The organism is Methylococcus sp. ANG, from assembly GCF_040730495.1.
Lineage (GTDB): Bacteria > Pseudomonadota > Gammaproteobacteria > Methylococcales > Methylococcaceae > Methylococcus.
Window position 1 is genome coordinate 3,973,002 of record NZ_CP160399.1, and the last position, 12,834, is coordinate 3,985,835.

Consider the following 12,834-nt stretch of genomic DNA (forward strand, 5'->3'; position numbering starts at 1 on the left):
TACCTATTCCGCCTGAAGCGAGGTATGGGCGATGAATCTGTCCCAAATGATGCGGGACCTCGAGGCCGAGGTCGCGCTGACGCGCCATCTCACCGGCCGCAGCAGGCTGTCGCCCGGCGTGATGAAGGCGATGCGCAAGGTTCCGCGGAATCGCTTCGTGCCTGCCGACCGGGCGCAGTTCGCTTTCGACAACGGTCCGGTTCCCATCGGCTGCGGCCAGACCATCTCCCAGCCATTCATCGTCGCGCTGATGACGGATCTGCTGAATCCGAAGGAAGATTCGGTCATCCTCGAAATCGGCGCGGGCTCCGGCTATCAGGCGGCGATCCTGTCGCGCCTGGTGAAGCGGGTCTACACTGTCGAGATCATTCCGGAACTGGGCGAGCAGGCGGCCGCAAGGCTATCGAGCCTCGGCTACCACAACGTGGAGCTCCGGGTCGGTGACGGCTACTTCGGCTGGCCCGAGCACGCGCCCTACGACGGCATCATCGTCACCGCGGCCGCGCCGTATTTCCCCGATCCCTTGATCGAGCAGCTCAAGCTGGGGGGGCGCATGGTGATCCCGGTCGGCCTGCCTTACCACCACCAGGAGCTGATGACGGTGGACAAGAACGCCCAGGGCGAAATCGAGACCTGCAGCGTGCTGCCCGTGGCTTTCGTGCCGCTGACCGGCGAAGGTGAATACCGGCCGGGGCCGGAACGGGAATGACATGGCATCGCTCCGCATCGACGGTTCTCACGGCGAAGGCGGCGGGCAGATTCTTCGCAGCGCCTTGAGCCTGGCCGCGTTGACCGGCAGAGCGGTGCGCCTGGAGAACATCCGTGCCCGCCGCCGGAAGCCAGGGCTGGCGGCGCAGCATCTCACCGCGGTGAGGGCGGCGGCCATGCTCTGCGACGCCCGGAGCGAAGGCGCCGAGCTCGGCTCGCAGACACTGGAGTTCATCCCGTGCAGACCCGTCCGGGCGGGCGATTACACGCTGGACGTGGGGGAAGCCCGCGAGGGCGGCAGCGCGGGCGCAGTGATGCTGGTGCTGCAGACGGTTCTGCCGCCGCTGGCCCTGGCCGAGGGCACTTCGACGGTCTCGCTGAGCGGCGGCACCCACGTGCCGATGAGCCCAGCCTTCGACTACGTCCTCGACGTCTGGCTGCCGACTCTGGCCCGCATGGGCCTGCGGGCCGAGCTGTCGCTGATCCGGTCCGGCTGGTACCCCGTCGGCAAGGGGGAGGTAACGCTGACGGTGAAAGGAGGCCGGCGAACTTTGCGAGCTTTGCATGTCCAGAATCGCGGCGCCTTGCAGGCGGTCACGGGGCGTGCCCTGGCGGCGAACCTGCCGGCCCACATTCCGGAACGGATGGCCGCCCGGGCCCAGGCGGTCCTGGCGGAAGCGGGCATTGCCGCCGCCATCGAGCCGGCCGTACTGCAAGCGGCCTGTGCCGGTGCGGGCTTGTTCCTGACCGCCCGCTACGATCATTGCCTGGCCGGCTTCAGTGCGCTGGGACAGAGAGGCAAGCCTGCCGAACGGGTTGCCGAGGAGGCCTGTGTGGCGCTGCTGGCCCACTATCGTTCCGGCGCGGCCCTGGAGCAGCATCTGGCCGACCAGATCGTCCTGCCCGCCGCCTTGTGCCCGGAAGAGTCTTTGTTCAGCGTCGAGCGTATCAGTCCGCATCTGACCACCAATGCCTGGGTCGTGGAGCGCTTCGGGCTGGCGCGGGTGGATGTCCGGTCGGCGGAGAACGGGACCGGCCTCGTCAGAATCCGTGGAAATCCCGTGGGAGTGTGCCATGCCCGTCCATAATGCCGATATCGCCGCCATCTTCGAGGAAATCGCCGACCTGCTGGAGATCGAGGGCGCCAACGTGTTCCGGGTGCGGGCCTACCGCAATGCCGCGCGCATCCTGCAGGAGCTGGGCAGGGATGTGCGGGCCATGCTGCACAAGGGCGAGGATCTGACCGAGCTGCCCGGCATCGGCGACGATCTCGCCGGCAAGATACGGGAGATCGCCGAGACCGGCCGCTGTGCGGCGCTGGACAAACTCCACAAGAAGCTGCCGCCGGCCATCACCGAACTGCTCAAGATCCCCGGATTGGGGCCGAAACGCGTGAAGGCCCTTTACCACGAACTCGACATCCATACCGTCGAGCAGTTGCAGCGCGCGGTCCGCGATCACCGCATCCGGTCCCTGGCCGGCTTCGGCGAGAAGACGGAAAGCCGCATCGCCGAATCCCTGGCCGCTCAGGCCGGCGGGGCGGGACGGTTCAAGCTGGCCACCGCCGCCCAGTACGCCGAGCCGCTGGCCGCCTGGCTGCGCGCCGTGCCCGGCGTGCACCAAGCGGTGGTGGCGGGCAGCTACCGCCGGGCGCGGGAAACCGTGGGCGATATCGACATCCTGGTCACCGCCGGGCCGGACAGTCCGGTGATGGAACGCTTCACCGCCTCCGACGAGGTGGCGGAGGTGCTCTCGCACGGCCCGACCCGCGGCAGCGTCGTGCTCGGCTGCAAGCTGCAGGTCGACCTCCGGGTGGTCGAACCGGACAGTTACGGCGCGGCGCTGCACTACTTCACCGGCAGCAAGGCGCACAACATCGCCGTCCGCCGGCTGGGGCAGGAGCGGGGGCTGAAGATCAACGAATATGGGGTGTTCGAGGGTAAGGAACGCATAGCCGGCGAGACCGAGGAATCGGTGTTCCGGGCGGTCGGGCTGCCATTCATCCCGCCGGAGCTGCGGGAGGACCGGGGCGAGATCGAGGCGGCCAGGGCAGGGCGCTTGCCGAAACTGGTGGAACTGGGCGACCTGAGAGGCGATCTCCACGTCCACACCCGGGCCACGGACGGCCACAACACTTTGCGGGAAATGGCCGAAGCCGCCCGGCAGCGGGGCTTCGAATACCTGGCCATCACCGAGCATTCGCGCCGGCTGACCGTCGCCCACGGTCTCGACCCGCTGCGACTGGCGCAGCAGATCGACGAGATCGACCGGCTCAACGGCGAGCTGCGGGGCATCACCCTGCTGAAGGGAATCGAAGTCGACATACTGGAAGACGGCCGGCTGGACTTGCCCGACGAACTGCTGGGGCGGCTGGATCTGGTGGTCGGGGCGGTCCACAGCCGCTTCGAGCTGTCGCGCGCCAGGCAGACCGAGCGCATCCTGAAGGCCATGGATCACCCGCATTTCACCCTGCTGGCCCATCCCAGCGGCAGGCTCATCGAGCGGCGCGAGCCTTACGACGTGGACATGCCGCGCATCATCCGCAAGGCGAAGGAACGGGGCTGTTACCTGGAGCTGAATGCTCATCCCGAACGGCTCGATCTGCTCGACACCTATTGCCAGGCGGCCAAGGCCGAAGGGGTGCTGGTCAGCATCAACTCCGATGCCCATAGCGTGCTGGATTTCGACCACCTCCGCTTCGGCGTCGGCCAGGCGCGGCGCGGCTGGCTGGAGAAGGGTGACGTGCTGAATACCCGTTCGCTCGATGCGCTGAAGCCGCTGCTGAAGAGGACGATGTAGACCGCGATTCCTGCGCGTCGCCGCTCTGGCCCGGAGGAGCCGCTCGAGCCGGCGGTGGTCCGGTGCGCCAGCTTGCGGACGTCGGCGTTGTCGAAATCCTTGGTCTTTCCGGCGGCTTCGGCGGCATCCCGCCCGACCCGCCAGCCAGGACCGGCGCGTGTCAGGGTTGCAGAAACGTCCGCTTCGCGGCCCACGGGAAATTCGGCGCGATTGCGCTGCCCGGCATCTTCCTCCTAAACCAAGGCGACGCGGTCTCCGCGGTAAAGGGTGGGACGGGAGCCTCGATCTCTTGGGTCATGGCGTTTCTCCATTATGGAATGGTGATTGAGTCAAGCCTGCCACATGCCCGCCATCGGAACATAACCGGGCAAGGCACGAATGCGCTGAAACCAGAGGACGATATTTCGATAAGCACCGATGTCGATGCCGCCTTCCGGCGCCAGCGCCAGGTAGGGATAGACGGCAATGTCGGCGACGGACACTTTATCGCCGGCCAACCAATCGCGGCTTTCCAGGTGGCGGTCGACAATGCCCAGTACCTTTTCGGCGGTTTGCTGGGCTCTTGCCGTATCGACGGCGCGGCCGAATTTGTGGTGTATGCGCAGCATGGCCGGCCCGTGGAAGATTTCATTGGCGGCGGTCGAAAGCCAGGCGGCGATCTGCGCCAGTTGGTAGGCATCGTCGGGCCACCATTGCGGGCCGCCGTAGCGTTTGGCCAGATACACCAGAATGGCCTGGCTGTCGCGGATGACCAGGCCGTCGTCATCCAGCACCGGCACTTGCCCGAACGGGTTGCGTTGCAAATGGTCCGGGCTGCGCTGTTCGCCCCCGACCAAATCGACCGGCCGGGTTTGATGGGGCAATGCCAAAAAACTCAGCAACAGGCGGATCTTGTGGCAGTTGCCGGATAGGGGCATGTCATAAAGCGTGATCATGCTGGTCTCCTGGTCAAACGAAACTTTCGGATTGCACCCGTTCGTCGGCGATGCCGAGCCGGTGGGCGGTTTGGCGCACGGCGTCGATCAATCGGGTCGGGCCGCAGACGTAAATGACGGCATCGGCGGAGACGCTAGCGAGCAGCGCCGATACGTCCAGCCGAGTCGGGCTTTGTACTTGGCTGAAATAGAACCGGCATCGATCGGCAAACCGCCGTTGTAATTCTTTGACAAAGGCCATTTCCTGCGGCGCTCGGCCGGTGTAATGCAGTTGAAAATCCGCACCTCTTGCGGCCAAGGCTTCGGCCATGGCTTTGATGGGTGTAATGCCGATGCCGCCTGCGATCAACAAGGCCAGGCGGTCGTCGTCGTGTAGGGGGAAATAATTGTCCGGCGCATCGACGTTGAGGCGGGTGCCCAGTCGCCAGCCCGCGTGCAATGCCGACGAGCCGCCTTCGCCGTCGTCCAGCCGCAGCACCGCGATGCGATAGCACTCCGCATCGTCCGGCGCGTCGGTCAGGGAATAGGCGCGCGAGGTGACGCTGCCGTCGGGCAGTTCGATCGGCACGCGCAGATGCGCCCCGGCCCGGTAGTCGGGCAGCGGTTCGCCATGGGCATGGCGCAGTTCGTAAGCGCGAATGCGCGGCGTCAGTTGCCGAATCCCGCTGATGGTCAACGGCAAGGCGCCGGTGCCCAATGCGCGAGGGATCGGTTTATCCGCCGTTACGGGTTGGCGGCGGGCTTGTTCGAGCAGCGCTTCGACTTCGCGTTGGCTGTAGCGTGGCGTGATGTATTTCGGGCAATTCCAGTCGAAGGCTTCGACCCGGATCACGATGCCGCGCTCGACCGGGGCGCGAAAGTCGGGCAGCTCCAGCTTCACCAGCAGTTCCGGGTCGCTGCGTTCGTCCACCGCCCGCGCCCGGCCCCAGATTTTCAGGCGCCGCCGCTTTGGATAGTCCATCAGCAGCAGACTCACCCGGCCGTCGCCGCGCAGATTACCCACCGAAATGTATTGGCGATTGCCGCTGAAATCGGCGTAGCCGATCGTCCGTTCATCCAGCACTTTCAGGAATCCCACAGGTCCCCCGCGATGCTGCACATAGGGCCACCCGGTCTGACTCACCGTGGCTTGATAAAAGCTGTCGCGTTCCGCAATGAAGGTTTGCTCGGCGTCGCCCAGCAAAGCTTCCTCGGTCTCCCCGAGCTCGGCCGCCCGATAGGCCGTGCGGCTGCCCATCTCGGTTTGTACCGCCTGCACGTCGGGCGTGAAACTGATTTTGGCAAAAGCGCGGGCCATGACCTTGCTCCTGATCGGGTTTGAAACATCGGTGGTCCTGATTGGAAACCTATATCAACCGTCGTCATGCCGGCATGGATGGCCGGCATCCAGGTGCCAGGGATGGTAACTCGGACACATCCGTGTGACCTGGATTCCGGCATTCCCTGCAGGAATGACGGGAAAAGTGGGTGCCGTAGCATGGCGGCTGACAAATGTTACCAATCAGGTTGGCGGTTGCTGTCGTGCATCCGCCAGCCGCGTCGATCGGCGCGGGAATCCGGGCGCAAGTCTGTCCTTGGACTTGGCCCGGTTCACTGTCAGGCCGCCTGTTTCAGCGCCACCCGCGGAAAGTCGATCTCGACCCGGCTGGCCTTGCCCAGGATGTTGGTCAGCACGTTCATGCCGACATGAGTGATCACCTCGACGATGTCGGCCTCGCTGTAACCGGCATCGCGCATGGCCTGCAACTCGGCGTTGGTGACCTCGCCCTTGTGCTCGGCCAGGGCGCGGGCGAATCCGACCGCCACCGCCGCCTTGGCGTCCCGGCTGGAGCCGGCCCGGTTGGCTTCGATTTCCGCCCCGTTCAAACCGGCCTTGCGGCCGATGGCGGTGTGGGCGGACTGGAGCGTCGCCATTTTTTGCGAAACCCGACGGGACATCCCAGTCACCCTCGGGAGCAAAAAATTGGCGACGTCTTTGCCTTCGGCGGCCCGCGCCGTCCTGCGTCCGCCTCGGCTTCGTCCGTCTCTTAAGCGACGCACTCCGCCAAGGCTCCCACAATGACTCGACGCCGTGTCGGTTCCCTTATGTTTTGTCTCCGCCCGCGATGAAGCCGCGGACTCCGACAAAACATCCGGGCCTACGGCTTCGCGGGGGTCGTCGCACTCGCTCGCTTCGCTCGACTTCCTTGTGCTCCTTCCAGGCAGTATTCGCATTCGTTTTTCTGGGCCAGTGCCAGCGCGATGCGCTCCCGTGTGGCGGCGTCCAGCGAACCGTGGCCCGCGATGTGATGCAGGCCGAGAAAGGCCTTCAAGGCATCCGGCGAGTGGGCGAACACCCGAAGGAAATTCGGCACCATGCCCAATTGGCTCTGGATGGCTTCCAACAGGCTGCGTTGTTCGGTGTTGGCACTTTCGTTACTGACGGTGGTGATACGGCTCATGATCGTTCTCCTGCTCATGAAAGGGTTTGTCAAACGCCTGTGTGAAATTCAGCAGGCGGTTGCAGTGTTTCATATTGCACTAAACTAAAGAATAACTAAAAATATCAATTAACTCTTCCGATAACTGGAATTATCAGTGGATCGTCTGCATTTGATGAGCGTCTATGTCGCGGTGGTCGAGGCGGAAGGCTTTGCCGGTGGCGCGCGCAAGCTGCACATGTCGCCGCCGGCCGTGACGCGCGCGGTTGCGGCGTTGGAAGAACGCCTGGGCGTCAAATTGCTGAACCGCACCACCCGCTACGTGCGGATGACCGAGGCCGGCCAGAAATACTACGAGGACGCCAAACGCATCATCGCCCTGGCCGATGAAGCCGACGATGCCGTGCTGGGCATCCACGCCGAACCGCGCGGCCAGCTCACCGTCACCGCCTCGGTGTTGTTCGGCCGCATGTACGTGATGCCGGGCATCGTCGAGTATTTGCGCCGCCATCCGGCGGTGGAAGTGAACGCCTTGTTCGTCGACCGGGTGGTCAACATACTGGAGGAAGGCGTGGACGTGGCGATCCGCATCGCCGAATTGCCCGATTCGTCGTACCGGGCGCTGCGGGTCGGCTCGGTCAGAAAGGTACTGTGCGCATCGCCGGAATATCTGGACACGCACGGCATTCCGCAAACGCCGGACGATTTGCTCAAGCATCGCATCATCCTGGCGCGCGGCCTGAATCCGAACAACGAAATGCGCTTCCTGCGCGACGGTTCGCCGCAGACGGTCAAGCTGCAACCGGTATTGAGCGTCAGCGACAACGACGCGGCCGCCAGCGCCGCCATGGCGGGCCTGGGCATTACCCGCTTGCTGTCCTACCAGATCGCCGAACCGCTGCGGACCGGCAAACTGAAGATCGTGCTCGGCGAGTTCGAGAGTCCGCCGGTGCCGGTCCACATCCTGCATCGCGAAGGTCGCCATTCGTCGGCGAAAGTCCGTTCGTTCGTCGATATGATGGGGGAGCGTCTGCGGACGGAGTTGCCGCTGAATTGATCGGTTCAGGTCCGCCGGTGCCGAGTCGAAATACCGCAAGCCATCCAGGGTACGCTTGTGCGACGGTTCCGGTGTCGGCCGGTCTTTCGGGCCGGTTTTTCCTCCCGGCCCGCGGGTGGCGCTTGGCGTGAAACTTCCGTAGAGCGGCAACCTCCGGCACTGAACCGGCCATGGATGGCGCAAATTCTGCCAAAGCTCATTCCAAGCCGCTTGAGCCGTTCCCGAAAATCTTTATCTCAAGAGAAATCCTTTGCTGCGCTTCTTCGAAAAACTGCTCCATCCCTTTCCCGAGACCGTCCCTCCGCACCCGCCGCAAGGTCTGTTGGCTTTCATCTGGGCCTGTACGGCCGGGCTGCGCGGTTTCATCGCGGGCATGATGCTGCTGACGGCCGGCATCGGCGTGTTCGAAGCGATGCTGTTCAGCATGCTGGGGAACATCGTCGACTGGCTCAGCCAAATCCCGCCGGACCGGTTCTGGACCGACGAACGGGACCGCTTGGCTCTGCTGGCGGGGGTGCTGCTGGCCAGTCCCCTGGTCATCGCTTTGCAGACGATGATCAAGCACCAGACGCTGGCCGGGAACTTCCCGATGCGGCTGCGCTGGAATTTTCATCGGCTGATGTTGGGCCAGAGCATGAGCTTCTATCAGGACGAGTTCGCCGGACGGGTGGCCGCCAAGGTGATGCAGACCGCGCTTGCCGTGCGCGACACCGTGCTCATCGTCACCGACATGCTGGTCTTCGTCGTCATCTACTTCACGACCATGAGCCGGGTGGCCGCCGGGTTCGACCGTCTGCTGCTCGTCCCGTTCCTGGGCTGGGTGCTGCTGTATCTCGCGATGCTCAGGTTCTTCGTGCCTCGGCTGGGGCGGGTGGCCGCCAGGCAGGCGGATGCGCGCTCGCTGATGACCGGGCGCATCACCGACGCCTATACCAATATCGCCACGGTCAAACTGTTTTCCCACGCGCGGCGCGAGGCCGAGTATGCCCGCGGAGCGATGAAGGAATTCCTGGCGACGGTGTATCGGCAGAGCCGCCTGATCAGCGGTTTCGAGATCGTCAACCATTCCCTCAGCATGCTGCTGATCGCCAGCACGGCCGGTGCGGCGCTGTGGCTTTGGACCCAGGGCATGGTGGGAATCGGCGCGGTCGCTGCGGCCACGGCGATGGCCTTGCGCCTCAACGGCATTTCCCATTGGGTGATGTGGGAGATGGCTGCCCTGTTCGAGCACGTCGGGACCGTGCAGGACGGCATGAACACCTTGTCGAAGGGACACGCCGTGACGGACTGGGCCGACGCGAAGCCGCTCCGGGTGAGCCGGGGCGAGATCCGCTTCGAATCCGTCGATTTCGCCTACGGCGGCGGCGCGCCGGTGTTCCGGAACTTCTCGCTGCACATCCGCCCCGGCGAAAAGATCGGCCTGGTCGGCCGCTCCGGTGCGGGGAAGTCCACCCTGGTCAACCTGTTGCTGCGGTTCTACGACGCCGAGGGTGGCCGCATCCTGATCGACGGGCAGGACATCGCGCGGGTCACGCAGGACAGCCTGCGGGCGCAGATCGGTATGGTGACCCAGGACACTTCGCTGCTGCACCGGTCGGTGCGGGACAACCTCGCCTACGGCAGACCGGGCGCCGACGATGCCGCCATGGTCGCCGCCGCGGAAAAGGCCGAAGCCCACGGCTTCATCCTCGGCCTTGCCGATCCCCAAGGGCGCAGGGGCTATGACGCCCACGTCGGCGAACGCGGCGTCAAACTCTCCGGCGGCCAGCGCCAGCGTATCGCCATCGCACGGGTGATGCTCAAGGACGCGCCGATCCTGATTCTGGACGAAGCCACCAGTGCCCTCGATTCGGAAGTGGAGGTCGCTATCCAGTCCAGCCTGTACCGCCTGATGGAGGGCAAGACCGTCGTGGCGATCGCGCACCGCCTGTCCACGCTCGCCGCCATGGACCGGATCGTCGTCCTGGATCAGGGAAGGATCGCGGAGGAGGGCGGCCACCGGCATCTGCTGGCCGAGGGCGGTCTGTACGCCCGCCTTTGGGGGCATCAGAGCGGGGGTTTTCTGGGCGAGGACGTTTGACCGCGGACCCGCCGGCGTGGATTCAAACCCGGGTCAGCAGGCTCGATTTGTAACGAAGCCGTCTCTCGGCCTGGGCCTCCCGATCGAGCTCCTCGAGCCGCCGATCGATCGTCCCGATGACATAGCGCGAATAGGGGCCGAGATGGAGGTACATCGCCATGAGCATGACGACGTACCGTAACGCCGCCGGATTCACTTTCGCGCAGTTCAGGAAGGTCGGCCAGAACACGTCGCGCAGTTCCGGCACATCCCCGAACGTCTTCCGTACGGTTTCTACACTGGCCGCTTTTCGCCGGTTGTCGCCTTCGGGCAAATCCGGCGGGCGGCCGGATCTGTCCAGCATGGCGACCAGCCGGTTTATCCTGTCGGCATAGGCTGCGGGATCGTAGATCCGGAGCAGGATGCGCCGGTAATCGCCGAGGACGTCGCGCAAAGGCCGCAGGGTGTCGAAGTTCAAACCGCCGCTGCACTGATCGCCGGTCGACATGATGTCATGGCCCGGATGCAGGCGCCCCTCGCGTTCCAGCCGGCGGGTGAGCTGGGTGTTCGGCAGGGCGTACAAGAGGCCGACCATGCATACGGGAATCGCGGCGGCTTCGATGAAATCCGCCATGGCATCGGCGACCGAACTCTTTTCGCTGTCGAATCCGACGATGAAGCCGGCCGTAACCGCCATGCCGTAGGAATAGATCTTGTGGACGCTGTCGACCATGTCCCGCCGGGTGTTCTGCCTTTTCTTGGTCGCAATGAGGGTGTCCGGGTCCGGGCTCTCGATGCCGATGAAAATGAGGAAGAAATTCGCCTGCTTCAACAGGGCGAGAAGCTCGGCATCTTCGGCGAGATTGATCGAGGCTTCCGTCGAAAACTCAAAGGGAAAGCCATGGGATTCCTGCCAGGCCCTGAGTTCCGCGAGGAAGGCTTTCACCCGCTTCTTGTTGCCGATGAGGTTGTCGTCCACGAAATCGACGTGACCGCGGTACCCGAGCGCGTAGAGTGCTTCGAGCTCCGCCAGCACCTGGGCGGTCGTCTTGGCCCGCGGGACCCGGCCGTACAGCTCGATGATGTCGCAGAATTCGCAGGTGAAAGGACAGCCCCGGGAAAACTGCAGGCCCACGTACAGATAGTTCTCGCGCCTGAGTAAATCGAAGCGCGGGACCGGCGTCGTCGTCACATCGATCTGGAACTTGGGAGCGGTGAATACTCCCGACCGCCGTCCACCGGTCCAGGCCTCGACGAACTCGCCCATGACCCCTTCGGCTTCTCCGAGCACCTTGAAATCCGCCGAGTCGTAGACGTGCGGGCTCGAGGTCGGATCGGGGCCGCCGACGACCACGGGTTTGCCCATGCCGTGAGCACGCCGAATCAGATCGAGGGTGTCGGGCTGCTGGGTGATCATGCCTCCTGTCATGACGAGGTCCGCCCAGGCGATGTCCTCGTCCCTCAGCTCCTCGGTATTTCGGTCGACCAGACGGATCGCCCAATCGGCCGGCAGGAGGGCCGCGACGGTGATCAGGCCGAGGGGGGCGGCCGGATAGCGCGCACCCACGAGCTCGCAGGCTTCCGGGTAATTCCAGAATGATTCCGCATTGAATCGCGGATAGATCATCAGGATATTATAGGGGGCCGAATCATTACTCACGGCACTCTCCCAGGATACACGGATTGGCGATAGGGTGAGGCTGAACAGTGCGCCGCCCCCGAGTTATTGTCAAGCCGCGCTTTAGGGTGTGGGCTATGTCCGGCCAGAACCGCCATAGTGTGCAAAGTCAATAACCATACCTGTCAATGATATGGCCCCATTGCTGCCTGATTTTCTCGCGCGAGGCGGGCGCAATCTCATAACTGTTCGTCTTGTAGTCCGCCGATCCCGACAGATATCGTTCCAAATTTGGGATGACGCGTTCCATATCGCCCAACTGCAATTGCCCATAGAGCGCCCCCATCTGCCCCACGGGATCGCGCACCAGATCCTCATAACGCAGCTCATGGAAGCGGGAAGCGCCGAGCAGGGGGCGGGCTTCGTCGAGCCGTTCGTGCATGTGAATGAAATTCCGGAATACGTAAGGCTCAAGATCGTCCGTATCCCCCGCTCGCTGCAGTCCGGTGGCCTCGTACAAGGATTTCCACATGCGCAACGTGGAATAAAAGGTGACATAAGGGTCACGAACGATATGCACGAACTTCGCATCGGGAAACAGATTGAGCAACGTTTTGATCCGAAAGGTATGGGTGGGCGATTTCAGTACGATGCGCCTGGGATCTCGAAGCGTGAGCTGCTTGAGGAATCGGACGAAAGCGTCCTCCCATTTCCGGAGTCGTTCGGGCTCGATCCCGCTCAGGTCGAAATATTCGGGGTAGGGGTCCCATCTCGGGAAAGCGATTTTTTGATAAGGCGAGGGGATTCCCAGGTTGCACAATGCAAACTCGTCCTCCTGGGGCCGTGTCCATCCGACTTCGACATTGTCGAAAGGCCGTTTTTTCGGCAGCATGGCGTCGAAAATAAATCCGAGGCTGTGGGTATCGAAATGCTCGGTAAGTAGAAAGCGGCTGGGCAGAAAACATTGATAGGTATTGGGATAGGTATGGGACTCATCGAGTGTGAGCAGCTCATGCAGCCATGTCGTCCCCGACCGCCAATGTCCGATGACGAACAAAGGCGGCTGTTCGATTTCGGTGCGGCGTATTCGCCCTCCCCAGCGCAGGTCGTGCAGGATGTTGAACGGAACGCCCAGGAATGCGGTCAGCGTAATCAATACCGCCCATGGAATATGGCGGGGGTCCACTGAGAAGCGATTATAGGCCAGCATTCGAAGCCAACCCGACAGGGTCATACCC

The 12,834-nt window shown here is 63.7% G+C and carries 11 protein-coding genes; 5 read left to right on the top strand and 6 right to left on the bottom strand.

The features are described 5' to 3' along the window. The first annotated feature begins 31 nt into the window (after positions 1-31). Genes ABZN20_RS19365 through polX form a run of 3 tightly spaced genes read left to right on the top strand, consistent with a single transcriptional unit; the run spans position 32 to position 3,507 of the window. Positions 32-709, top strand: coding sequence for a protein-L-isoaspartate(D-aspartate) O-methyltransferase (locus ABZN20_RS19365; protein WP_367026317.1), 678 nt, complete (start codon positions 32-34; stop codon positions 707-709). Position 710: 1 nt separating this feature from the next. Continuing rightward, complete coding sequence (gene rtcA / locus ABZN20_RS19370; protein ID WP_367026318.1) at positions 711-1,796, top strand: RNA 3'-terminal phosphate cyclase; 1,086 nt, start codon at positions 711-713, stop codon at positions 1,794-1,796. After that, positions 1,783-3,507 carry a DNA polymerase/3'-5' exonuclease PolX gene (polX, locus tag ABZN20_RS19375; RefSeq protein ID WP_367026319.1) on the top strand — a complete coding sequence of 575 codons (1,725 nt, stop codon included), beginning with the start codon at positions 1,783-1,785 and terminating at the stop codon, positions 3,505-3,507. Before rtcA ends, polX begins: the two co-directional genes overlap by 14 nt. A gap of 329 nt (positions 3,508-3,836) precedes the next feature. On the opposite strand, the gene ABZN20_RS19380 is transcribed toward polX, so the two are convergent. The 4 genes from ABZN20_RS19380 to ABZN20_RS19395 form a co-directional block, all read right to left on the bottom strand. Beyond that, complete coding sequence (locus ABZN20_RS19380; protein WP_367026320.1) at positions 3,837-4,442, bottom strand: glutathione S-transferase family protein; 606 nt, start codon at positions 4,440-4,442, stop codon at positions 3,837-3,839. Between the two features lie 13 nt (positions 4,443-4,455). Then, the gene (locus ABZN20_RS19385) at positions 4,456-5,739 is read right to left on the bottom strand and encodes a pyridoxamine 5'-phosphate oxidase family protein (RefSeq protein ID WP_367026321.1); all 1,284 of its coding nucleotides are present in this window, start codon (positions 5,737-5,739) and stop codon (positions 4,456-4,458) included. 299 nt (positions 5,740-6,038) lie between these two features. Next, entirely contained in the window at positions 6,039-6,380 is a 342-nt protein-coding gene (locus ABZN20_RS19390) for a carboxymuconolactone decarboxylase family protein (protein ID WP_367026322.1), read from the bottom strand. 200 nt (positions 6,381-6,580) lie between these two features. After that, positions 6,581-6,883, bottom strand: coding sequence for a carboxymuconolactone decarboxylase family protein (locus ABZN20_RS19395; RefSeq protein ID WP_367026323.1), 303 nt, complete (start codon positions 6,881-6,883; stop codon positions 6,581-6,583). Positions 6,884-7,037: 154 nt separating this feature from the next. Between ABZN20_RS19395 and ABZN20_RS19400 the strand changes: the two genes are divergently transcribed. Next, positions 7,038-7,919, top strand: coding sequence for a LysR substrate-binding domain-containing protein (locus ABZN20_RS19400; RefSeq protein WP_367026324.1), 882 nt, complete (start codon positions 7,038-7,040; stop codon positions 7,917-7,919). Positions 7,920-8,169: 250 nt separating this feature from the next. Beyond that, entirely contained in the window at positions 8,170-9,999 is a 1,830-nt protein-coding gene (locus tag ABZN20_RS19405; protein ID WP_367026325.1) for an ABC transporter ATP-binding protein, read from the top strand. 22 nt (positions 10,000-10,021) lie between these two features. Here the strand turns inward: ABZN20_RS19405 and ABZN20_RS19410 are convergent, their stop codons facing one another. Both ABZN20_RS19410 and ABZN20_RS19415 read right to left on the bottom strand, forming a co-directional pair. Continuing rightward, on the bottom strand, positions 10,022-11,638 hold the full coding sequence (locus ABZN20_RS19410; RefSeq protein WP_367026326.1) for a B12-binding domain-containing radical SAM protein: 1,617 nt from the start codon (positions 11,636-11,638) through the stop codon (positions 10,022-10,024). Positions 11,639-11,765: 127 nt separating this feature from the next. Beyond that, the gene (locus tag ABZN20_RS19415; RefSeq protein ID WP_367026327.1) at positions 11,766-12,806 is read right to left on the bottom strand and encodes a sulfotransferase family protein; all 1,041 of its coding nucleotides are present in this window, start codon (positions 12,804-12,806) and stop codon (positions 11,766-11,768) included. Positions 12,807-12,834: the final 28 nt, after the last annotated feature.